Source organism: Cohnella sp. CFH 77786 (assembly GCF_019400745.1).
Taxonomy (GTDB): Bacteria; Bacillota; Bacilli; order Paenibacillales; family Paenibacillaceae; genus Cohnella.
The window spans coordinates 24,243-45,578 of sequence record NZ_WJIB01000010.1; the positions used below are offsets into that span (position 1 = coordinate 24,243).

General features: G+C 58.8%; 17 protein-coding genes. 7 read left to right on the forward strand and 10 right to left on the reverse strand.

Features of this window, described 5'->3' with window-relative positions:
• Window positions 1-2: 2 nt before the first annotated feature.
• Entirely contained in the window at window positions 3-1,913 is a 1,911-nt protein-coding gene (locus GE107_RS15605; protein WP_219640913.1) for a sensor histidine kinase, read from the forward strand.
• Window positions 1,914-2,023: 110 nt separating this feature from the next.
• Here the strand turns inward: GE107_RS15605 and GE107_RS15610 are convergent, their stop codons facing one another.
• Window positions 2,024-2,296, reverse strand: coding sequence for a hypothetical protein (locus GE107_RS15610; protein WP_219640914.1), 273 nt, complete (start codon window positions 2,294-2,296; stop codon window positions 2,024-2,026).
• Window positions 2,297-2,532: 236 nt separating this feature from the next.
• Here GE107_RS15610 and GE107_RS15615 point away from each other — a divergent pair, with 236 nt between their 5' ends.
• The 3 genes from GE107_RS15615 to GE107_RS15625 all read left to right on the forward strand — a co-directional run bounded on the left by GE107_RS15615 (window position 2,533) and on the right by GE107_RS15625 (window position 7,290).
• Entirely contained in the window at window positions 2,533-3,474 is a 942-nt protein-coding gene (locus GE107_RS15615; RefSeq protein WP_219640915.1) for an SPL family radical SAM protein, read from the forward strand.
• Window positions 3,475-3,736: 262 nt separating this feature from the next.
• A complete protein-coding gene (locus tag GE107_RS15620) occupies window positions 3,737-4,969 on the forward strand; it encodes a nitrate/nitrite transporter (protein WP_219640916.1) in 1,233 nt (410 codons plus the stop codon).
• A gap of 98 nt (window positions 4,970-5,067) precedes the next feature.
• Window positions 5,068-7,290: a molybdopterin oxidoreductase family protein gene (locus GE107_RS15625; protein WP_255570523.1), complete on the forward strand. Its 2,223-nt coding sequence runs from the start codon at window positions 5,068-5,070 to the stop codon at window positions 7,288-7,290.
• Between the two features lie 699 nt (window positions 7,291-7,989).
• Here GE107_RS15625 and sigJ read toward each other — a convergent pair.
• Complete coding sequence (gene sigJ, locus GE107_RS15630) at window positions 7,990-8,907, reverse strand: RNA polymerase sigma factor SigJ (RefSeq protein ID WP_219640918.1); 918 nt, start codon at window positions 8,905-8,907, stop codon at window positions 7,990-7,992.
• The gene (locus tag GE107_RS15635) at window positions 8,904-10,220 is read right to left on the reverse strand and encodes an FAD-dependent oxidoreductase (RefSeq protein ID WP_219640919.1); all 1,317 of its coding nucleotides are present in this window, start codon (window positions 10,218-10,220) and stop codon (window positions 8,904-8,906) included. Before GE107_RS15635 ends, sigJ begins: the two co-directional genes overlap by 4 nt.
• A 215-nt stretch (window positions 10,221-10,435) precedes the next feature.
• Between GE107_RS15635 and GE107_RS15640 the strand changes: the two genes are divergently transcribed.
• Window positions 10,436-11,044 carry a DUF3298 and DUF4163 domain-containing protein gene (locus GE107_RS15640; RefSeq protein ID WP_219640920.1) on the forward strand — a complete coding sequence of 203 codons (609 nt, stop codon included), beginning with the start codon at window positions 10,436-10,438 and terminating at the stop codon, window positions 11,042-11,044.
• Between the two features lie 277 nt (window positions 11,045-11,321).
• On the opposite strand, the gene GE107_RS15645 is transcribed toward GE107_RS15640, so the two are convergent.
• From GE107_RS15645 to GE107_RS15660, 4 genes are all read right to left on the reverse strand, one after another.
• Window positions 11,322-11,990 (reverse strand): ThuA domain-containing protein, encoded by a 669-nt coding sequence (locus GE107_RS15645; protein ID WP_219640921.1) that lies wholly within the window; start codon window positions 11,988-11,990, stop codon window positions 11,322-11,324.
• A 31-nt stretch (window positions 11,991-12,021) separates the two neighbouring features.
• The gene (locus GE107_RS15650) at window positions 12,022-12,474 is read right to left on the reverse strand and encodes a VOC family protein (protein ID WP_219640922.1); all 453 of its coding nucleotides are present in this window, start codon (window positions 12,472-12,474) and stop codon (window positions 12,022-12,024) included.
• Window positions 12,475-12,488: 14 nt separating this feature from the next.
• Complete coding sequence (locus GE107_RS15655) at window positions 12,489-13,538, reverse strand: LacI family DNA-binding transcriptional regulator (protein WP_219640923.1); 1,050 nt, start codon at window positions 13,536-13,538, stop codon at window positions 12,489-12,491.
• A 142-nt stretch (window positions 13,539-13,680) separates the two neighbouring features.
• The gene (locus GE107_RS15660) at window positions 13,681-14,829 is read right to left on the reverse strand and encodes a phosphodiester glycosidase family protein (RefSeq protein WP_219640924.1); all 1,149 of its coding nucleotides are present in this window, start codon (window positions 14,827-14,829) and stop codon (window positions 13,681-13,683) included.
• A gap of 215 nt (window positions 14,830-15,044) precedes the next feature.
• Here GE107_RS15660 and GE107_RS15665 point away from each other — a divergent pair, with 215 nt between their 5' ends.
• Together GE107_RS15665 and GE107_RS15670 are read left to right on the forward strand one after the other, a co-directional pair.
• On the forward strand, window positions 15,045-16,358 hold the full coding sequence (locus GE107_RS15665; protein WP_219640925.1) for an ABC transporter substrate-binding protein: 1,314 nt from the start codon (window positions 15,045-15,047) through the stop codon (window positions 16,356-16,358).
• Window positions 16,359-16,503: 145 nt separating this feature from the next.
• Entirely contained in the window at window positions 16,504-17,382 is an 879-nt protein-coding gene (locus GE107_RS15670) for an aldose epimerase family protein (RefSeq protein WP_219640926.1), read from the forward strand.
• A 1-nt stretch (window position 17,383) separates the two neighbouring features.
• Here GE107_RS15670 and fdhD read toward each other — a convergent pair whose 3' ends face one another.
• The 3 genes from fdhD to GE107_RS15685 form a co-directional block, all read right to left on the reverse strand.
• Window positions 17,384-18,172 carry a formate dehydrogenase accessory sulfurtransferase FdhD gene (gene fdhD, locus GE107_RS15675; protein WP_219640927.1) on the reverse strand — a complete coding sequence of 263 codons (789 nt, stop codon included), beginning with the start codon at window positions 18,170-18,172 and terminating at the stop codon, window positions 17,384-17,386.
• A gap of 28 nt (window positions 18,173-18,200) precedes the next feature.
• Window positions 18,201-20,555, reverse strand: a complete 2,355-nt coding sequence (locus GE107_RS15680) for an FdhF/YdeP family oxidoreductase (RefSeq protein WP_219640928.1) — start codon at window positions 20,553-20,555, stop codon at window positions 18,201-18,203.
• 202 nt (window positions 20,556-20,757) lie between these two features.
• Window positions 20,758-21,192 (reverse strand): hypothetical protein, encoded by a 435-nt coding sequence (locus tag GE107_RS15685; protein WP_219640929.1) that lies wholly within the window; start codon window positions 21,190-21,192, stop codon window positions 20,758-20,760.
• Window positions 21,193-21,336 lie beyond the last annotated feature (144 nt).

A 21,336-nucleotide genomic window follows, 5' to 3' on the forward strand; every position in this document is an offset into this window, starting at 1 on the left:
CGATGAATTTTCTGAAACGGCACGTTCGCGTGCTCCGAACGTTTTCGATTATTCTCACCCTGCTATTTGCGGCCGGCGGCGCGCTTGCCGCTTTCGAGAGGGATGCGGACGCGGTCCGACTCGATTCCTCGGCCTGGCAGTGGGCGCCCGCCCAATCCTGGAACGAGCGATCTCCGCCGACGGATGGCTGGCGTCCGTATACCGCCCCGGTAGAAGTCGCGCAAACCTACTATTGGCTTCGCGTCCCTCTCCCTCCTTCGGAGTGGAAGGACCCGTCCCTGTTCATGCTGCACATGGGCGGCAACCGCGTCGTCGCGGACGGTCGAATCGTTTACGAGAACGATCCGGCCAACCTGGGCGTGCGCGTGAACAGCGGCTTCTATTGGCACATGGCCCGTCTCCCGCTTCCGGTCCCCGGCCATGTCGACTTGCTGCTGCGGAACGGCGTGCTCAGCAAGCAAAATCCGTCCATCGAATTCGGGGAAAAAGCGTCGTTCGTGAATCGAAGTCTCCACAAAGACCTCGACAACGTCATTTTGGGAGCCTTGCTCATTTTCAGCAGCCTCGTCTCCCTCGGATTGTACGCTTCCCACCGGGACAAGCTGTATCTCTATTTCGCTTTGCTCGCTTTCGCGGGAGGTTACGCCTCCTTGGTGGGGAATCAATTCATCAAATTCCTCTGGAGCGATCCCCGGGTGAGCTCCCTGCAGGAAACGGCCATGCCGTGGGCCACTTTCGCCGTCGTCGGCGCGCTCGAGCAAGTATTTCCCGATATCAACCGGAGGATCGTGAAGACGCTTCGCCGGATCGTGCTGGGATTCTCGGTGATGGCGACCGCCGGCGCGCTAAACGTGTACTTCTATACCTTCTGGACGTCGTATCTGTATCTCCCCGTTTTCATGTCCATGTTCGTCATTTCGTATTGGACGATCTGGAAGGCTTACCGCAACCGGAGGGACGTGGAGTCGATCTGGGTCATGGCCGGGTTCACGTCGCTCGTGGCGGTCGCTTTCGTGCACGTGGTCCGTTACTGGCTCCCTCCGGGCCTGTACGAGTGGTGGCCCGGTTTGCAGACTTATTTGGACAATCTTCCGGAAGACTTGATTTACCTCGGGCTGTTCGCTTTCGTCATCTGCCTCATCCGTGTCATCGTGTACCGCTACACCGCGATGAACCGGCAGCTCACGGAAGTCAACCGGTCATTGGAGCAGCTCGTCGAGTCGAGAATCGAGGAAATCCAGGCCAGCAACCGGCAATTGGAAATCGCCAACGAACGCCTCGCCGCGTCGCTGAAGGAGTCCGCGGAAGCCATGGCCGAAACGATAATGCTGGAGGAGCGGCATCGCATCACGGGCGCCATCCACGACACGGTCGGGCATACGCTGTCGGCCGCCATCATCCAGCTCGAAGCCGCCAGAAAGCTGCTTCCGCTCGACCGGGCGCAAGCGGAGGAGAAACTGGAAGCTTCGCAGTTCCTGGCACGCCAGGGGCTCGAAGACATCCGGCAATCGGTGCGGCTTCTTCGGGAAGATTCCGGCCATTTCGATTTGCCGGGAGCCATCGGCGCGCTCATCCGCGAAACGGAACAGACGTCGGGCTGCAGCGTGGAGTGCCGGATCGGCCCGCTGCCGGATTCCCTCTCCTTCCTGCAGAAAAGAGTCCTGTTCCAGGCGCTGCAGGAAGGCTTGGCCAGCGGCGTGAAGCGGGGGGCCGCCCGCTGTTTCGACTTCGAGCTCACGGCTTCCTCCGGCGCGATCCGCTTTCTCCTCATCCGCGACGGAATCGCGCTTCCGGAGGAAGCGGCAGAACTCGGGATGAAATCGGTAACCGAGCGGATTTCCCGCCTGGGCGGGGAGCTCCGGCTGCAGCATTCCCAGGCCGGCGCCGTTCTGTTCGTGTCCATGCCCGCATGACGACAAGGCGCAGCCCCTACCCGGTTCAACCGTTATAAACCCGCCTTCCGGAAGGAATGGCGGGTTTTGCCGTTACATCAGGAACTCCTAACTGCGGCGGAACGTTTCGATCAGAAACGGAAGATGGTCACACTTTCTCTATCTCTGCTTATTTCCGCCATAAAAACACCCTCGCCGGGAGGATTCCAAACGTTGTTTTGTTTAATTCGGTAGGAAACTGTAAATCCACGTTTAGAAGGCTTACTTACATTTACGACTTGTATATTTGACTTTGAAACTTCGTTAGATTCCGAGAGGACTTTAGCCGCCTCTTCATTTGTTAATAAATCGTTTTTTTGAGTGCAGGCCATCGTTGATATTAAAGTTACCGATAATGCTATCATCGCAATACTCCGTAAAGGATAAAGCATAATCACACCTCACCTGGATTTGATATCCTTATAGCTTAACGACAGAAGTAAAGAAAAGGTTTCGTTCGCCTATCAGCCCTCCCGGTTGCATCCCCTCTCCCGAGATTTTCCATCATCTTTTGGAAGCGATCCCTGTTGTTTATAACGCCACCGATTGTGTTATAATATGTGGGAACACACGTTCCCACATTGAACCTCGGAGGCGCGCCATGAATCCGATCCGATATGAGCCCATCCGCCCCAAAACGGTGCTGAATCCCGTCAAAGCCGCTTCGATGCCGTTCGATTGGTCGATCAATCCTTACCGGGGCTGCCAGCACGGCTGCAGCTTCTGTTATGCCCGCAGCACCCACGCTTTCATCGGGGAAACCGCGGACGACGCCTTCCGGAACCACGTATTCTGGAAGCAGGACGCCCCGGACGTGCTTCGCGGCCAATTGAAGAAGATGGCGGGAAGGCTGCCCCCATACGTGGCCGTCGGCACCGCGACGGATCCGTACCAGCAGCTGGAAGGCAAAGCCCGGCTGACCCGGGGCTGCCTGGAGGCGCTGGCCGAATACGGCGTGCCGGCCAGCATCACCACGCGTTCTCCGCTCGTGCTCCGCGACCTCGACCTGCTGCAGCTGATGCCCGGGTCTACCGTGAATATCAGCATCCATACGCTGGATCCGGATATATGGCGGACGTTCGAACCTTCTACCCCAGCCCCGCGCCTTCGCCTGGATACCGTCCGCAAGCTGAACGAAGCCGGCATCCAGGCAGGCGTATTCATCGCCCCGATCCTCCCGTACATCTCGGACGACGAGTCCTCGATCGAGGCCTTGCTCGCCGAATGCGCGAAGGTCCGCGCAGCGTTCGTGATGCCCTCCTTCCTGCGCTTGTCGACTTCGGAGGTGAAAAGCTGGTTCTTCCAGACTCTTCGGCAGCATTACCCCCATCTGACGGAAACGTACGGCAGGCTGTACTGGGGCTCGGGCTACGTCCCGGATTCGTATAAGCAGCCCATGCGCGAGCGCATACGCCGTCAGCTTGCGGCCAGCGGGTTGTCGGCGCATGAACCGGTCGGGAAGGGGAATCGGGAGAATCAAGGGAATCGAACTTCGAATCCGCCCGAACCCTCCATCGGGCCGGTACAGTTGACGCTCTTTTAGGTATAAATGTCATATAATATGACACAGAAATGAACCATTTTCTGTTTCTACGGAAAAACTCCCCTAAATTACGTTAAATTTATTGACATAAAAACAGGACACAAATATAATGACCCTATAGCAGCATCATGCGGCACAAGGGCGTGCCTCAACCAGGCAATGAAGCCGGGAGCAGTCGAACCATTCGACCGCCGCCGGCTTTTTTGATTGCAGTAAAACCGTTTTCAAAAGTGCGTCGCCAAATTGGAGAGGAGAGTCACCTATGGACAAAAAAGGATTTTCTCAAGCCGGACACAAGCCTTCCCTTCTCAGCGCTTTCTTGTACTTCGATGTAAGTTTCATGATCTGGGTTCTGCTTGGGCCGCTTTCCGTCATTATCATGAAAGATTTCAATTTGACCGCCGCCCAGAAAGCCGATCTGGTCGCACTCCCGGTTCTCGGCGGATCTATCCTTCGTCTCGTGTTAGGTTTCCTTACGGATCGAATCGGACCCAAACGCACCGGACAGCTCGGCATGTTGATCACGTTTATTCCGCTCGTCTGGGGATGGCAATTCGCGGACACGCTGAGCAGCATCCACTATGTCGGTTTGCTTCTCGGAGTCGCAGGGGCGAGCTTCGCCGCCGCGTTGCCGCTGGCCAGCCGCTGGTACCCGCCGCAATATCAAGGCCTGGCCATGGGCATCGCGGGAGCCGGCAACAGCGGCACGGTTTTCACCACGCTGTTCGCCAACCGGATCGCGACTTATTTCGGAGACTGGCACGTCGTCTTCGGCTTCGCTCTCATTCCGCTTGCCATCGTCTTCATTGTTTTCTCCCTGCTGGCCAAAGACAGTCCCAATCAACCGGCTCCGGCCAAACTGGTCGATTACGGCAAAGTGCTGACGAAGCGGGACACCTGGTTGTTCAACCTGCTCTACAGCGTCACGTTCGGCGGTTTCGTCGGCATGTCCAGCTACCTGACGATTTTCTTTAATACCCAATACGGCCTTTCCGCTATCCAGGCTGCGAACTTCACGACCATATGCGTCATCGCGGGCAGCTTCTTCCGGCCGCTCGGCGGTTGGCTGGCCGACAAAGTCGGCGGCATCCGCATGCTGCTCATGCTGTATGGAGGCGTCGCCATCATGATGGCTGCCATTTCCACACTGCCTTCGCTGGCCGTGGTTACCATCCTGCTGTTTGCCATGATGATGATGCTCGGCATGGGCAACGGTTCTGTGTTCCAATTGGTGCCGCAGCGCTTCGGGAAAGAAATCGGAATCGTGACCGGCATTGTCGGTGCGGCAGGCGGCCTCGGAGGTTACTTCCTCCCTAAAATTCTCGGCAACGTCAAGCAAGCCACCGGCAGCTACTCGACTGGTTTCTTGATCCTGGGCGGAATCGCCGTCCTTTGCATCATCACGATTCTGGCGGTGCAGAAAGATTGGAAATCCTCCTTCGTCGGTCAAGGAGGACGCGCCAATACCGCTAACGAAGCAACAGCGCAAGCCTAGTACGACAGCATGAAACGATTTCGAATCGGAAACCTGGGAGCTGCGGCATATTCGTCGCAGCATCTTGGCTTCGATTCCGGATGGTAAGGAGGAAACCCATGCTCACACTCAAACCCCAACCGGCCGATACCCGGTTCCCCCTGCGCTCCCACTGCTGTTATTGCAGCATGCAGTGCGGAATCGAGGTTTCTCCGGACGCCGCCGGAACGGGCTGGGAAATCAAACCCAGCTCCGATTTCCCCGTCGCGACGGGGCGCCTGTGCCAGAAGGGTTTCAACGCCATGGGACACGTTCTTCATCCCGACCGGCTTTCCGTTCCCCTCGGCAGGGAGCGGAAGCCGGACGGACATCTCCCGGAACGCTTGAATCCGTTCACTTGGGATGAAGCTCTGGACGAGATCGCTTCCAAACTAAAGACGCTTCGCAAGCTTCACGGCCCGGATTCCGTCGCCGTGTTCGGCGGCGGGTCTCTTACGAACGAGATGAGCTACCTGCTCGGCAAATTCGCCCGGGTCGCCCTCGGGACCCGCTACATCGATTACAACGGACGGTATTGCATGTCCTCGGCCGCCGCCGCCCAGCATCTCGCGTTCGGCATCGACCGGGGACTGAATTTCCCGCTCGACGAAATCCCGCGCGCCAAGTACATCATCCTGGCGGGCACGAACATCGCGGAATGCCAGCCGACGATGATGCCGTATTTGCTGGCCGCCAAGAAACAAGGGGCGGTCATCGTCACGATCGACCCCCGCAACACAATGACGTCCAAAATCGCCGACATCCACATCCGCTTGCAGCCGGGTTTCGATTCGGTGCTGGTTAATTCGCTCCTTCACGTCATTTTGGAGGAAAAGCTGTACGACGCCAAATTCGTGGAGACACGGACGAACGGATTGGAAGAGGTCCGCGGCGCGGTCAAGGATTTCCCGCCGGACGTCGTGGAGCGTTACACCGGCATCCCCGAAGAAGTCATTCGGGTCGTGGCGCGCGGATTCGCCAAGGCGGAAACGGGCATCGTACTGACGGCGAGGGGCTTGGAGCAGCAAATCAACGGCGTCGAGCACGCATTGAATTACATGAATTTGTGCCTGCTGACGGGCAAGATCGGCCGTCCCGGCTGCGGTTACGGAGCGGTCACAGGGCAAGCGAACGGCCAAGGCGGACGGGAGCACGGACAGAAAGCGGACCAGTTGCCCGGCTATCGGTCCATCGAGGATCCGGCCGCGAGAGAATACGTGGCGGGCGTATGGGGAGTCGATCCGGCGTCGCTCCCGGGCAAAGGGGTTTCCGCGTACGAGTTGTTCCAGAAGATGGAGAGCGGGGAAATCAAGGCTTTGATCGTGCTCGGCTCCAACCCCGTCGTCTCCAGTCCGAACGCGAACCGGGTCCTTGCGGCGATGCAGAAGCTGGAGCTATGCGTCGTCGTGGACCTGTTCGAGACGGAGACGGCCGCTTGCGCGGACTGGCTGCTGCCGGGTTCCTCCTTCCTCGAGACGGAAGGCACACTGACGAATCTAGAAGGCAGGGTCTTTCACCGTCCCCGGGTTTTCGCGAAACCTCCGGGAGGCCTGGAGGATTACGAAATCATTTGCGGATTGGCCGAGCGCCTCGGCGCCGGAGAGCTTTTCCGGTATGCAGACAACGAGGAGATTTTCCGCGAGCTGTGCCTGGCGACGAAAGGCGGCAAAGCGGATTACAGCGGCATGACGTACGAGAGGCTGCAACAAGAGAAAGGCCTGTTCTGGCCTTGTCCTTCGCCCGAACATGAGGGCACGCCCAGAATGTTCGGGCAGTCGTTCCACCATCCGGACGGCAGGGCGAAGCTGCATGGCATTCGGCCGGGCAAACCGGCGGAGACGACGGATTCCTCATATCCCTATTTGCTGACGACGGGCCGGGTAGGCAGCCATTACTTGAGCGGCACGCAAACCCGGCGGACGGAAGGGCTGATGAAGAAATCCCCGGTGCCGGTCGCGGAAATCCATCCGTCCCTCGCGGAGAAAATCAAGCTCCGCCCGGATGACCGGATCCGCGTCGTCTCCCGGCGCGGTAACGCCGTATTCGCCTGCAAAATCACGTCGGAAATCCATCCGACGACGATCTTCGTCCCTTTCCATTGGGGCGGCGAACAGTCGGTCAACTTGCTCACTTCCGACGCGCTTCATCCGATCAGCCGAATGCCCGAATTCAAGATCGCAGCCGTCCGAGTGGAACGCTTCCCGCCCGAAGCCGCGACCGTGCCTGCAGCGGCAGCTTCGGCCGCGACCGCACTTAAGCCTGCGCCTGCCGCTGCCGCCGCGACCGGACACGCGCAATCATGATCGCGTTGCCTTTGGACGGCGGCGTCCAGGGCAGTGCCCGCTAATCGAACGATCCCTTCTGCTCGGTAGAAGGGATCGTGTTTTCGTTCTGCGGCCCTCGATGCAGGTCCCGAAACAGCAAATATTCATATTCATAAAGCTTTTTGTTCCAACATACGGAAACTGCATGGGCCCGTCGAAACCGCACCATCTGAAGCCTGCGACGGCCGCCGCGTTGCCTGCCGCCCGTACCTGCCATCTGCCATCTGCCATCCGCTACCTGACACCTGACACCTGACACCTGACACCTGCCATCTGGCATCTGGCATCTGCCACCTGACACCTGCCTGCCATGACCCGTCACTCGGCACAATAGCTGTCCGCAGCGAACCGTCTCAACCGTCCAATTAACCTTCAAACTGCCATTTGTTGCGATTGGGGGGCGCGATTCTTTGCTAATTGCATATAGACAACTATTTTTTCCGAAATCGTTTATTTGGGAGGCACTAACAGCATAAATACATTTATTCGAGACCCAAACATCTGCATTTCGCCGAATCGAAAGAATCTAAATGTAATTTGCATTTAGTGAACGTAAATCATGTGTTTTTTGACATACTAACTGTATTTTAGCTCTTAGCAGCCATCGAATCGACAAACCCGGAAAACAACTCGCGCCGTTGAAAGCGGAAGTTTCCTTGCTGCGAAAGCCTCGATGTGCTACCCCCATGGGCGATCTTCTGCCCGAACCAGCCGCTCCAGCTTGTCAGGATTTCGGACAATAAACATTCTCCGCAGCTTCCCGTCCCGCCACTCGAACGCAAGCACGGTCGTCCAGGCGCCTTGCTCCCGGAACCCCAGCCCCATTTCCCCGTTCACGAGGACGGGCACGACTTCGATGTCCGACTTCCCGTACTTGGCGGCGAGACCCAGAACGAACGCGGCTGCCCGCTCGATTCCGAGCAGCGGGCGGAGGGCGGCGGATACGCGCCCGCCCCCGTCGGTCACCACGGCGATATCCTCGCGAAGCAGCATCACCAGGCTTTCCATGCGGCCGCTCGCCGCCGCTTCCAGAAAACGCAACACAAGCTCCCGCGCCTGTTGCTTCGGCACCGGTTCCGGCCATTCGCCGTCCAGCTTGCGCCGGATTCGGCTCATCAGCTGCCGGCAGGCGGCCTCGGTTTTGCCGAGCGCCGCCGCGGTTTCGCCGTATCCGTAACCGAACGCCTCATGCAGCAGGAAAACCGCCCTCTCCCCCGGCGTCAACCGCTCCATGACGACCATGAGCGCATACGACACCGTCTCCTCCAACAGCATGCCGCTGACCGGCTCTTCGTCCGCCGGCCTGACGTCGGGCTCGGGCAGCCAAGGCCCGACGTACGTTTCCCGCTTTTTCCGGGCCGACTTCAGGATATCCAGACAGCGCCGCACGACCATTTTGGTCAAATACGGCCTCGGCTCCCGAATCGCCGAGGCATCCCGGTCCTGCAGATGCAGGAACACGTCGTGCACGGCATCCTCCGCATCCGCGCAGGTGCCCAGCATCCGGTAAGCCACGGACAGCAAATACCGGCGGTGTGCAAGGTACCATTCCGTCAAATCCGGACGTTCCGGCACCGTTTCCCGTTCCGCGTTCATGAAACGTTCACTCCCTTTCCCTGTTGCTGTACCGCCAGCCGAGCCGCTTCCCTTGCACTGTGAAGAGCGGCGTCCAGAAGCATGTCTTCCGTTCCCGCCCAATCTCCGGCCACATAGACCCCGCCGGCGCCCGTGTCTATGGCCGGACGGCCGGCGGCGCCTTTCCTGCCATAGGAAGGCATGCCGTACGTAACGACGACATGAGGCAAGAATCTGACCCGCTCCACGACGTCCCGCCAGCCCGGCTGCAGCCGGTCGAGAAAGGCTTCGAGCTCGGCGCGCGAAGCGGAAGGATCGCCCTTCTTCCCTCCATCATACCGCATCGCGTGAACGACGGCATGCTCCGGATGGTCGCACAACCGGGCCCACTGCGAATGGGCGGAGAAATACAAGGGTTGGTCCAGTCCCAGCGCGAACGGCCGGCCCGGATCGGGCAGGCGGCGGAGGTGGAGATCCAGCGAAGAGACATAAACCGGCTCCAATTCCCTGAGCGAACGGGCATAATCGGCCGACAGCCAGGGCTCGAACCAACCCGCAACTCGCAGCGGCTCCACAGCCGCGATGATGGTGCGTGTCCGAACGGCTTCTCCGTCCGCCAATCGCACGATCCACCCTGCCCCTCCGATTCCCTCCGGGCAATCTACACCAGCTACCGATGCGGAGGTGCGGCATTCCGCGCCCGCCAGCGCAGCCTTCACCGCCAGCCCGTCGACGAACGTCTGCCATCCCCCGTCCGGATAGATGACGCCGGGTTTTTGCAGCTGCCGCAGGACCGTCCCCGCATCTATACGATCCACGTCTCCCGCGTAAGAAGACACGCGGGCCATCGCCTCCGCCACCGCGGCAGCCCGACCCGTCAGGCCGTTTTCGGCCAGCCACGACGTCCACCCCATCCCCTCGGCTTTCTTCGGATCGATCCTGCGCAGGCCGAGGAAAAACCGCAGAAACCTGCGCTTTTCCGCCCATGTCAAGGCCCTTCCGAGCAGCAGCCCCGCGGTCGACACAATGTCCCCGCGCCCTTCCCCCGGTACCCAGTGGATATTCGGTCCAGGACCTTTGCCGGGCGTTTCCACCCCAAGCTGCTCGAGCACATGCTGCGCGGAGCCTCCCCGGTACAAGGCATGCGCCCCCAGATTGAGGACAGCTCCGCTTTCGATTACGGAAGCCGACCGTCCACCGAAACCCGCCGCTTTCTCGAACAACACCACCGATTTTCCCGCGCGCGCCGCGAAAGCAGCCGCCGCCAAACCGGCCGGCCCGCCCCCGATTACGGCAACGTCCCACATTCGGCCCGCCGAATCCTTCTTTTCCATCTCCCAAACGCCTCCTTGGCTTGCGAATCGAAGGCCTGAAACGGCCTCGCTCCGCTGTACTGCCAAGAAGACGACGCGCTTGCGTTTTTTGTGACAATCAAAGCCTTAACGTCGTCGCTCATCTTCGAATATCATGCGATGCTCCCGGAACAGCGGAATCTCGGGCTGAATACATTGATGGGAGAACCGCCCCTAGGCGGAAAGCGGGGATCCCCATGAACCGAAACACGCTTATGCTTCCGATGGAGGTACGGCCGTTCACCGCGCCGAACATCAAAATCAATACGCCGGTCGTGGCCGGAGGCACAACGCCGCAAGCGCGGAACGAGATGAATCGCGAAATCGTAAACGTCGTTCATGCCGAGATGAAAACGCAAGGTTACCCCAGCCCCTACATTCGGGAAATGAACGGCAGCTTCGAGATCAAAACAAACGAGCGAGGGGTGCTCAGCCTGTCGCTGATCAACTACACGTATTCCGGCGGAGCGCACGGAAACACCCTGCAGCATTCGCTCACTTTCGACGCCGATACGGGCAAACGCTACGCGCTTCGCGAATTGTTCAAGCTCGGCAGCCGGTACGAAGAACGCCTGAACGCGATCATCCAGGCGCAAATCGCCGCGCGTAAACTGCCGATCCTCGGTCCCTATCCGGGCTTGTCCCCGGATCAGGATTTCTATATCGCCGACAAGGCGCTGGTCATCTATTTCCCTCTGTACGCGCTCGTGCCGTATGCATGGGGTTTCCCGTACTTCCCGATTTCCGTCTACGAACTCCAGGAAATCTTGGACGAGAACGGTCCGCTGGGCATTATGCTTTCCTGAGGTTAAAGGATTACGAAAAGGAACTTGCCTCATACGGATATGCCTTCGCCATCCATTAAGGGGATGTGAGAAGATTGAACGTAAAAGAGCCATTCCGTAATTCGTATAACCATCCCAATTGTATGCATGACTGAAACACGAATAAAAAGCCGCTTGAATTGGCGGTTCGGAATATACCGTCAATTCAAGCGGCTAATCACACCCGAATGCACCGTTCGCTGCCGGCCATCCTTTATGCTACATGACACTAGCAGGAGGCCCCCTTGATCCCCGCTTGCTATTCCCCGCAGCACCAGCGGACCGCCGAACCAAGCACCCGCAGGAAGTCGGGGTTGAACAATCCCTCCCGCGTATGCGCCGGCGTGAGGCAGCAGATGCGGCCGTGGCCATAGGGATGCCTCCAACCCGCGATCGAGTTGCCGTCCACCGATTCCGACAGGAGAAACACCTCGGTCCGGCCGCGGTCGCACTCGACGAAATAATGCTCGTCCAGCGCTTCGAACCCGTTCTTTCCGCCTAAATCCAGGATATCCCGACCCGCTTCCGCCGACGCTGCCGTATAACGTACCGTCTGATGCAATGCCGGGTGAAACAGAAAACGTCCCCGAAGCATCGACACGTACGTACCTTCCGGCTCATAGGATGCAAGCCCCGAGTGCCAGGCCAGCCATCCTCCGCCCTGTTCCACGTATTTCGCGATCGCTTCCGCAATCGCCGCAGTCATCCAACGGGCATTCTCGTCCTCTTGCGGGGCGACCCGGTCCTCCTTGAACAACACGACCGCGTCGGGCGTTTCGGCGAGCGCCACCGGAATCCGGCCCGCGTCCACGAATCGAAGGCTCACGTCCGATGCGCCGGCCCATGTCCGCAACGCTTGCTGAAGCGCCTCCCCGCTCTCTTCCGCACGATGGTAGTAATCCCCGACGACCGCCGCCACGCGTTTCATCCCCAATGGTTCCTCCCATTCCGGTTTCCCGTCAATCGTTTTCGAGCAGCTCGATCAGCACTTTCAAATCCCGGAAAGAGTCCAGATAAGCGTAACGGCCTCCCGTGTATTCCCCTTTCTGCAGCAGCGGCACGCCGCCTTGCTTCAGGAGGGAGATCTTTTCCTTCATTCCCTCCACGACGAACGCGATGTGATGGAAGCCTTCCCCGTTCCGGTCCAATGACTCCCTCCAAGTGCTCGGATGATGGTCCGGTTCGATCAGCTCCAATTGGAGCGAACCCATGTCGAAGAAGGCCAGCTTCGCGCGCGCCTCGGTCGGGCTGCCCCGGTATTCGGTCTGCGCGATGTCGGGCGTGTCCGTCCAGAACCATTTCGGCTTCTCCACTCCGAAAAAGTTGGCGTAAGCCTCCGACGTTGTTTCGATGTCGTGCACCAGCAATCCGATTTGGGTAATGACGTTGTTGCCCAGTACGTTTGGCTGCACATTCCCGTCTCCCTTCAGGAAAATATGATTGGCCGGCAGGAATCTCGGACGATCAAGTCGTTGCGGACGCTGAACGGAGCATAGCCCGTTTCTTCCCCCTCGATATGGCGAACGAGAGAGGCGGTCAGCGTTCCCATCATATCCGCAAAATCGACTTTGAGCGTCGTTAAGGCCGGGTGGGTCCGGGAACTGAGCGGATGGTCGTCGAATCCGATGACTGAGAGATCGCGCGGAACTTGCAGCCCGTGCTCCTGCAGCGCCCGGATCGCGCCGAAGGCGACGCTGTCGTTGGCCATGATCATCGCGGACGGAAGCGGCATCCCTTCATCCAGGAAGCGCGACATCGATTGGTAGCCGCTTTCTTCGCTGAACCCGCCTGGCAGCACCCGCTGCGGATCGATTTCCAATCCATAATGGCGCATGGCCGCCAGAAAACCCTCGTATTTCGAAGGTCCCGAGCACCGGTTCATATCGCCGTTCAAGACTCCAATGCGGCGATGCCCCAGCTTGTGCAAATACTCGACGGCCAGCCTCATCCCGCCATGATTGTCGAAATTGGCGACGATGCGGTTCGGCTCGGCGTTCCCGGACAGCTCCTGATCGACGATCCCGACCATGAAGCCTTCGGCGACCAACTCCTCGATAAACGGTTCACGGTTCGCCGCCCCGATGAAGATCCCCCCGTCGATCCGCCGCTGGTAGAAAATCTCTTTCACGCTTCGAACCGCGTCCTCATCTCTCGTATTCCGGATAATGCGGGTCAACACGTAATACCCGAGGGTCGACGCGTTCTCGATGATGCTGGCCAGCATCAGGTTGGTCAGGATATCCGCGGATACGTGGCCCGCTTCGATCATGAACAACCCGATCGTTCGGGTCCGCTTGCCTGCCAGCACTTGCGCGGATGCATTCGGCACGTAGTTGTACTGCCGAATGACCTGCATGACTTTCTCCCGAGTTTCCGGCGGCACGTTGCTGTAATTGTTGATGACCCGGCTCACCGTACTCCTGGACACGCCCGCAAGACGCGCGATCTCGACCGAATCGATCCCCGTCTTCTTCAATCGGCGATTCCCTCTTCTCACGTTTTTGTGAACGCGTGTTTATAAAGCTATCTTATCAAGGGGAAAGCTTTACCGTCAATCGGAAGGCTGGTATTGTAGCGCTCCGACGCTATCTCCTCCTCCGCGCCCCCCCAAGCGCTTTCTACCATTTGCCGGGATCGATGTCCGATGGATTCAGGCCTGCCCAAACATTGGGCACTTGCACATTGTTAGGATCATTAAATACCAGAAACGCCGTGGGCAAATACCGTTCCCCGTGCGCGGCAGACGGCTTGTTGACGATTTCCCCGTCCCTGTTCACGAGCACCGTCGACGAACCTCCGTCGAGATTGGCGGCGATGACTGCTCCGTGTTCGAGCATGATTTCCTGAGCATCGTACAACGTGGCCCCGATGCTGTATCCCGGCTGGCGGCCGTCGATCACCAGGAACATGACGCTGCCGTCCTCCTTCTGGCCCATCACCGTCCGCGGAGCGATGCCCCACCCTTGAGCGCGGTTTTTGATCAAACCTTTGCCGTTCACGATGATGCGTGGAGAGAAGGTGACCGCTTCCGAAATGCCGAGATCCATTAATTCCCGAATCGTATAGCGGCCCGCGATCATTTTGCCGGCTCGGTCCAGACCGACGATTTGCGTGCTTTTGTCGTTCCCGAGCCCGTCGTAATAGATCTTGCCTTGGCTGATCACGACGCCGATCGGCTGAAATCCGTTCCCTTGCCAATTCGGGTCGGCGAATCCTCCGGCATTGACGCCGTACAGCGCGCCGGTCCGTTCCACCATGCTGGTCACCTTCTCGCCGCGGCCGGGTTTCTGCGGCACGACGAGACGGATTTTCTTCGGGTCGCGGACGGTGAGCAAATAACCGCGGAATCCTTCACCGCTTACCTTTTCCACCGACGTAAGCGGCATATTCGCCGCAGCCACATTCGAAGGAACCGCGATCCGGTGTCTGTCCCTCTCATCTCCCATGTGATCGAAGCTGGATTGGTACTCCGCAACCCGCTCCTTCAAGCCTTTCTCGCCGATGATATATTTCGCCCATTCCCGGTGCTGGGTCGTTATGATCGTGTCTGCCACCATGTACCGGAAAGTGCGCCCCGAAGGCGTCAGATAAAACCACACGGCAAACAGCAAACAGCCGACGAACCCCGACAGGATCGTCATTCGAATCAACCGAATGAGGCCGAATCTCCGGCGCTTGCTTGCACGCCTCTTGCTTTTGGACGAGGTCCGGCCCGCTGAATTGCTTGCGGTCTTGGCAGGCGCGGTCTTGATGGATGGTGCTGGCATGATGTCCACGCTCCCTTGCTGGTGAATTGCCATCCCCTCTAATACGACTGAAAACGCCGCCATGTTGCAGCCTAACCCGCAGATTCGCTAAAGATTCCAAGGGCACGTCAGAATCAACGACCTTCGGCTCCATTTATTTCTTGCTCGTTTTACATCCCGCCTATAGACTGTTTTTATATCTATTCATTAATGACACGAAGGAGAGAAAGCAAGGCATGAAAGCTTCCGCCGCAAAACGAGTTTCGTTCCTGATTCTCATGCTGTTGCTCATTTGGGGCACGGTACCTGCCGCTGCCGAGGAATCCAGCGGAGAAGAAGCAGCCGCCCCGGAGATTACGTTCTGGCAGACGGACATCTGGGACTATACGCCTGCCATTCAAGCCTATGTGGACGAAGTAAACCCGGAATTGACCGTACATATCGCGACCGTACCTTTGTACAATTACCAGGACAAACTGAAAATCGCGCTGGCCTCCGGGGATGTTCCCGACCTGATCCTGTTTCCCAACTGGCTCTTGCCGCAGTTTGCTCTTGCCTCTGCCCCCCAGAGCGGGATGTTCGCGGATATGAATCAAATCTCCGAAGAAGTCGTAGGAGAGCTGCAAGCCAATCTGGCAAGAGGCGTTTGGGGAACCGTCAACCCCCCGTACCGTCAGCAATCGGTATCGTTTATCCCTCTGAATTCCTCTCCAGCCGTCTGGTTTTACCGGACCGATTTGTTCCGTCAAGCAGGGCTGCCTGCCGCCCCGGATGCCGTTTCCGCCAAATTGAATAGCTGGAATGCGGTTGAAGCAGCGGGTAAAACGTTCACAGCCAAAACGAAAAAAGCGCTGTTCGGTGAACCGTCCGAACTTTTCCGGCACATGCTCGCACTCAACGGCCCGGTATACTACAATATGAAAGGCGTCTATATCGGAGATCAAAACCCGCAAATCAAAAAAGCCTACGACTATGTGGTCAATGGATTGAAAAACGGCTGGATCGGCAGATATGAAACGGGAACCCCCGCCGCAATCAAAGCCATGAAATCGGGAGCTATCGGTTCTTCGATCGGATGGCCGGGCACAGAGAATCAGATTAAAGATCGATTCGGAAAAGCCGGTTCCGGAAAATGGGCTGTCGCCCCCCTGCCGGAAGGATCGACGGACAGCGGAATATTATCGGGCGCCATTCCCGCCGATGCTCATGAACCGGCAATCGCCTTGGATCTCCTCCATTGGCTGGCGTCCGAGAAAATGCAAAATTGGGCATATCACGAGTTAGGACTGTTCCCGGCGAATTTGAAGGTTTTATCCGAGCCGGAGTGGCTGGCGGAAAAAGACGCCTATTTCGGCAATCAGCAGGTGAACCGCGTACTCGCTCAAGCCGCCAAAACGGCGAAACCCGATGCTTTAAGCCAAGAGTTGTACCCGGCACCAGATGCTTACGACAACGCGATCTCGAAGTTGGTCCGCAACGCCAAAGCCGATCCCGCCAAAGAATGGGCAGCAGCCGTGAAAACGGCCAAATCCAGGGCGGTCAAGCGGTAACGTCTCCATCGACACCATTTCCCAAGAAATGATCAAAACCGCCTTCACTTGATTGGGAAGGCGGTTTTCCGTTGAGCAACGTTTGGGAGAACGTCTTTCACTTGCTATAATAAGGCTATTCGATGATGAAGCAGGAGGAATACCCATGACCGAAGCATCCCGCTACGCCATTCACAATTTCACGGACCAATACCCGATCCTCGAGTTGATCGACCGAGAGACGGATTCCAGCGTGCTCCTCTGCCCGGAACGCGGCGGCATCGTCACCTCGGCCAGACTGCACGGACGAGAGCTTCTGTACTTGGACAAAGAGACGTTCTACGATCCGGAGGCCAACATCCGCGGCGGCATCCCCGTGCTGTTTCCGATATGCGGACAGCTTCGCCAAGGGGAATACGAATGGGAAGGGCGCACGTACCGGATGAAAAACCACGGCGTCGCCCGCAACCGTCCATGGGAGGTGGAGTCGACCGGCAGCGGAGAATCGGCGTGGGCCGTACTCGTGCTGAGAAGCTCCTCCGGCACGCTTGCCGAGTTTCCGTTCGATTTCGAGCTCCGCTTTACGTACCGGTTAAAGGACGGCGTTTTGTCGATCGAACAGGAATACCGCAACCTCGCGGACCGGCCGATGCCGATGGTGGCGGGATTCCATCCGTATTTCGCCACGGAGACGAAGAACCTCCCTTACGTCACGGACGCCACCCGCTATCTGGATTACAACGATAACGAAACGAAGCCGTTCGAAGGTACGCTTGATTTGACCGGCATGAAGGAATCCGCCGCGCTGCTGGATGCGTCGAGGCCGGAGATTTCGTTCCCGCTGTCGATGGAGGCGGCCGTCCGATTGGTTTACAGCGAGCAGTTCCGGTACGTGGTGCTCTGGTCCGTGGAAGGCAAACCGTTCGTCTGCGTGGAGCCATGGACGGCTCTCAATGAAGCCCTGAACGACAAAGAAGGCCTCCTCTCCGTGAAGCCGGGGGAGACCTTGCGTGCCGAATTGCATATTCATTGCGAGGAAGCTTAACTCACAGCAAAATCCGACTCGGGTGCGTGTATATGTTCATGGTGCCGTCTCGGATAAACCCGGCGCAGGTGATGCCGAGATCGTCGGCGAGCCGGAGGGCCAGATCCGTCGGCGCGGATTTCGATAGCAAGACGGGACTGCCGATCTTGGCCGCCTTCAGCACGACCTCGGACGATAACCTTCCGCTGAAGGCGATCGCATAATCTTTGGCGTGCATGCGGTGGCGGATGCAGTGGCCGAACAGCTTGTCGAGCGCGTTATGCCGGCCGATGTCGGACCGGACAAGGGCGAGTCCGGACTCCCGGCACAACGCCGCATTGTGCACGCCGCCCGTCTGATGGAACGCGGCCGAACTTTGCTGCAGCAGCCGCATGTATTCGAAGCAATCGGCGGCGGTGACGGGGGTCCCCCCCACGATCGTCTTCGCCGTGCGCGCATCGTTATGATAGTAAAATTGACGGCTCTTGCCGCAGCAGGAGCCGATCCACCTTCTCGAATAATAATTCTTGCCCGTCGACTGCGGACGGTGAAGGTCCACGTAGGCAAAGCCGCGTTCCTCGTCGAGGGAGAGGGCTTTGAGCTCCTCCGTCGACCGGATGACGCCCTCCGAAGCGAGAAACCCGATGACGAGATCGGTCAGATCGCCCGGGGAACAGACCAAGGTGGCAAACTCCTCGCCGTCGAGACGGATCGTGAGCGGGTATTCCGCCGCGATTTCGTCTTCTTTGTCGTACGCTTCCGAACCCGTCACCTTAATGGTCGGCCAAGTCGAGCTAGGCGGCCTTTCCATCTCGCAACCCCTCCTCTCTCACCGGCACTCATCCGGGCAGGTCGATCTCCAATTCTTCTATTCGGCGTTCCACGTATCGGGTGTCTTTCCGCGCATGGTACGTCTCCGCTTTCTCTACGACCGCGAATGCATTGTATTCCGGAATGCCGGCGTGCGGCTCGTAAACGCCCTTCGGGAAGAGCGGGTTGCCTTCCGGCCAGTACAGCTCGATATTTCCGGGCGCCAGCGCCGCCCGCTTGGCCCTGCCGTGAAAGACTCCGTGCCGGTTGTAAGCCACGACGGCGTCGCCGTCCCGAATGCCGAGGGCATCCGCGTCCACGGCCGACATGAGGACATCGTACCTCTCCGCCCCGTTAAACGGGTCGATTCCTCCGTACACCATCGAATTAAACTGCTTGCCGCGCCGGGTCGTCGCATAGAACCGCCCCTCCGGCTTGCGGAGCTCCGGCAGCTCGACCGGGATCAGCCGCCCTTTGCCGTCGTCTGTCGGACACACGCCGCCCTCGCACAGCCATGCCCCTCCCCATTGAAAAACGTCTCCCTGGCGAGAGAGTTGCTGGATGCCGTCGTAATAGGGAACTGTCTTCGCGATCTCCTCCCGGATCGCGGCGGCAGACCGGAAACGGACCATCTCCGCGCCCTGCGGCTTCACCCTGGCCGCCAATTCGCCGTAGATCGCCCACTCGGCCTTCGCTTCCGCGATTCGAGGCCCCGGGATTTCCGGAGAGAAGTACACCATCCGCTCCGTCGAAGTGGACGTTCCGCCTCCGGGCTGCTCGTAACGCGTCATCGCCGGAAGCACCCACACTTCCTCCTTGGCGTCCACGAGCGTCGACGTGTTCAGCACGATGTCTTGATGGACCCGGATATCCATGTTTTCGAGGCAACGCTTCACGAACGCCGGATCCGGCATCGTCTCGAGGAAATTGCCCCCCGAAGTGTAGAACACCTTCAGCTTGCGTTCGTGATCGTCCGGCAGCAGCGCGTTCTCAAGCGATACGCCGACGATATCTCCTTGCCACCTCGGGAGGTTGAATCCCCACAAACGTTCCAGCCGATCGACATCCCGCTCAGAGAATTCGCCTCCGGGCAAGCTGAACGGATCCGCGCCCATTTCCCCGGAGCCTTGGACGCCGCTATGGCCCCGGATGGGCATGACCCCGCAATGCTCTCTGCCGAGGAACCCCCGCAGCAACGCAAGGTTCGCGACCTGGGAGATGTTGTCCGTGCCGAATCGGTGCTGCGTCAGTCCCATGCTCCACACGAACACGCCGGAACGCGCCCGCGCGAGCAGCTCCGCGAACTCCCGCATCCGGCACCGCGGAAGGCCGGAAGAGCGTTCCAACAGCTCCCAATCCTGCCTCCGGACGTGCGCCTTCAATTCCTCGTAACCGGTCGCATGCTCCCGGACGAAGGCGCGGTCCACGGCCGAGCCGGGTCGCTCGGCCTCCATTTCGAACCATGCTTTCATGACGCCATGCATGAAGGCGATGTCCCCTCCGATGTTCACCTGGTAGAAATCGTCGGCCAGCTTCGTCCCGAACAGCGCCGATTCGGGAATCGACGGAATCCAGTACCCTTCCATCGCCGGTTCGCGGTACGGATTGATCACGATGATTTTCGTACCCTTGCGCTTGGCGGCGTACATGTATTTGGTCGAAACGGGCTGGTTATTCGCGGCGACGCTGCCCCAGAACACCAGCACGTCGGTCCCGATCCAGTCTTTGAAGGTGCAGCTGGACGCGCCGATGCCGAGCGAACGCTTCAGCGCCGTTTTCGAAGGAGAGTGGCAGATGCGCGACGCATTGTCGATGTTGTTCGTGCCGATATAACGGGCCGCCTTGGCCGCCGCGTAGTAGGATTCGTTCGTAATCCCTCTCGCCGTGAGGTAGAACGCCAGCTGCTTCGGATCGACGCCGCGGATCCGGGCGGCGATCCGATCCAGCGCTTCATCCCACGAAACGCGGCGGAACGCGCGATCCCCCCTTGCGCGGACGAGGGGATACGGCAGACGACCGAGCTTCCTCAGCTGCGAGCTGTCCAGCCGCCGGAGCTCGTCGATGTCCGCATGAAGAATGTCGGGCTTGATCGCAGGCATCGTATTCAGCCGAAGCACGTTCAGCCTGGTCGTGCATAGATGGGGGCCCGTGAGCGTCCGATCCCGCAACCCGGAGACGCCGAGCGCGCATCCGTCGCATACGCCTCGCGTAAGGATCCGATAAGCATACGGAAGGCTGTCGCGGTTTTCCCACACGACCTTCATTGTGTCGCGGATATGCTTTGGTTTGATTTTGCCGAGACCGAACGGGACTTTGCTCACCCACAGCTTCGGATTCGGGCGTCCGGGCAGCTTGACCGGGCCGGAATGTTTCGTCGTTCCCATATGGCGCCTCCGCTTCCACTCTTCATACCCTAAGTCTAACAAGAAAGCGCCTACATCGGAAGCGGCTTCGATCATGGGTTCCTCTCCAAAGGAAGGGGGCTGCCTGCCTTCGCGAAAAAAATCCGCTCCAGCCCCGCCGCGGACGGCGGGGGAGGACCGGCTCAGAGGCCCGGGTATGTAGCGGTAACGGTCACCGCCTCCTTCAAAAGTTCACGTTGCGCGTATCGGTCTCGCTGTATGAAGATGCGGAATACCGGAACAGAGCGTAACCGAACAGCACGTACAGGATGGCGCTTACAATCGTTTGCAGGCCGAGGTATTCGAACGGAAACAGCAGAACGAACGCATACGCCCACAGCCCGTAAGGCAAGTATCTGACGTTCCTGGAGACGAGCGTCAGCCAGATCCCGAGGAGAAATCCATAGTAACCGATCACGTAAAGCGGAATCTTGTTGAACAGCGTATCGATGGCGTTATAGCCGGAGTAGGGTACGATCCGAAGCAGAAGATCGTAGAGGAATTGGATGCCCACCCCGCCGAACAGCAGGTGAAGGTGATACGGCAACAAGCCGCGAATCCAGGATAACGAGGCCAGCCAGGCCCTAAGCTCGCGCACGACCGAAGCAAACTGCTTCATGATACCGCCTCCTTTTATGGATATGTATATCGGAGGCAAGCCGGCCTCATGCAACGATTATGGACCCTTTCGCTCTTTCAACGGATTTTCAGCCTCGTTTCATCTTCCCTTCAGGTAAGAGGTTTATCCTCTTGATAATCGATC

Coding starts and splice junctions, on each gene's coding strand:
- GE107_RS15620 (WP_219640916.1), top strand. CDS start 3,737: ATGGACAAAAAAGGATTTTCTCAAGCCGGACACAAGCCTTCCCTTCTC.
- sigJ (WP_219640918.1), bottom strand. CDS start 8,907: ATGAACGCGGAACGGGAAACGGTGCCGGAACGTCCGGATTTGACGGAA.
- GE107_RS15615 (WP_219640915.1), top strand. CDS start 2,533: ATGAATCCGATCCGATATGAGCCCATCCGCCCCAAAACGGTGCTGAAT.
- GE107_RS15640 (WP_219640920.1), top strand. CDS start 10,436: ATGAACCGAAACACGCTTATGCTTCCGATGGAGGTACGGCCGTTCACC.
- GE107_RS15660 (WP_219640924.1), bottom strand. CDS start 14,829: ATGCCAGCACCATCCATCAAGACCGCGCCTGCCAAGACCGCAAGCAAT.
- GE107_RS15645 (WP_219640921.1), bottom strand. CDS start 11,990: ATGAAACGCGTGGCGGCGGTCGTCGGGGATTACTACCATCGTGCGGAA.
- GE107_RS15610 (WP_219640914.1), bottom strand. CDS start 2,296: ATGATAGCATTATCGGTAACTTTAATATCAACGATGGCCTGCACTCAA.
- GE107_RS15685 (WP_219640929.1), bottom strand. CDS start 21,192: ATGAAGCAGTTTGCTTCGGTCGTGCGCGAGCTTAGGGCCTGGCTGGCC.
- GE107_RS15680 (WP_219640928.1), bottom strand. CDS start 20,555: ATGGGAACGACGAAACATTCCGGCCCGGTCAAGCTGCCCGGACGCCCG.
- fdhD (WP_219640927.1), bottom strand. CDS start 18,172: ATGGAAAGGCCGCCTAGCTCGACTTGGCCGACCATTAAGGTGACGGGT.
- GE107_RS15625 (WP_255570523.1), top strand. CDS start 5,068: ATGCTCACACTCAAACCCCAACCGGCCGATACCCGGTTCCCCCTGCGC.
- GE107_RS15635 (WP_219640919.1), bottom strand. CDS start 10,220: ATGGAAAAGAAGGATTCGGCGGGCCGAATGTGGGACGTTGCCGTAATC.
- GE107_RS15665 (WP_219640925.1), top strand. CDS start 15,045: ATGAAAGCTTCCGCCGCAAAACGAGTTTCGTTCCTGATTCTCATGCTG.
- GE107_RS15670 (WP_219640926.1), top strand. CDS start 16,504: ATGACCGAAGCATCCCGCTACGCCATTCACAATTTCACGGACCAATAC.
- GE107_RS15605 (WP_219640913.1), top strand. CDS start 3: ATGAATTTTCTGAAACGGCACGTTCGCGTGCTCCGAACGTTTTCGATT.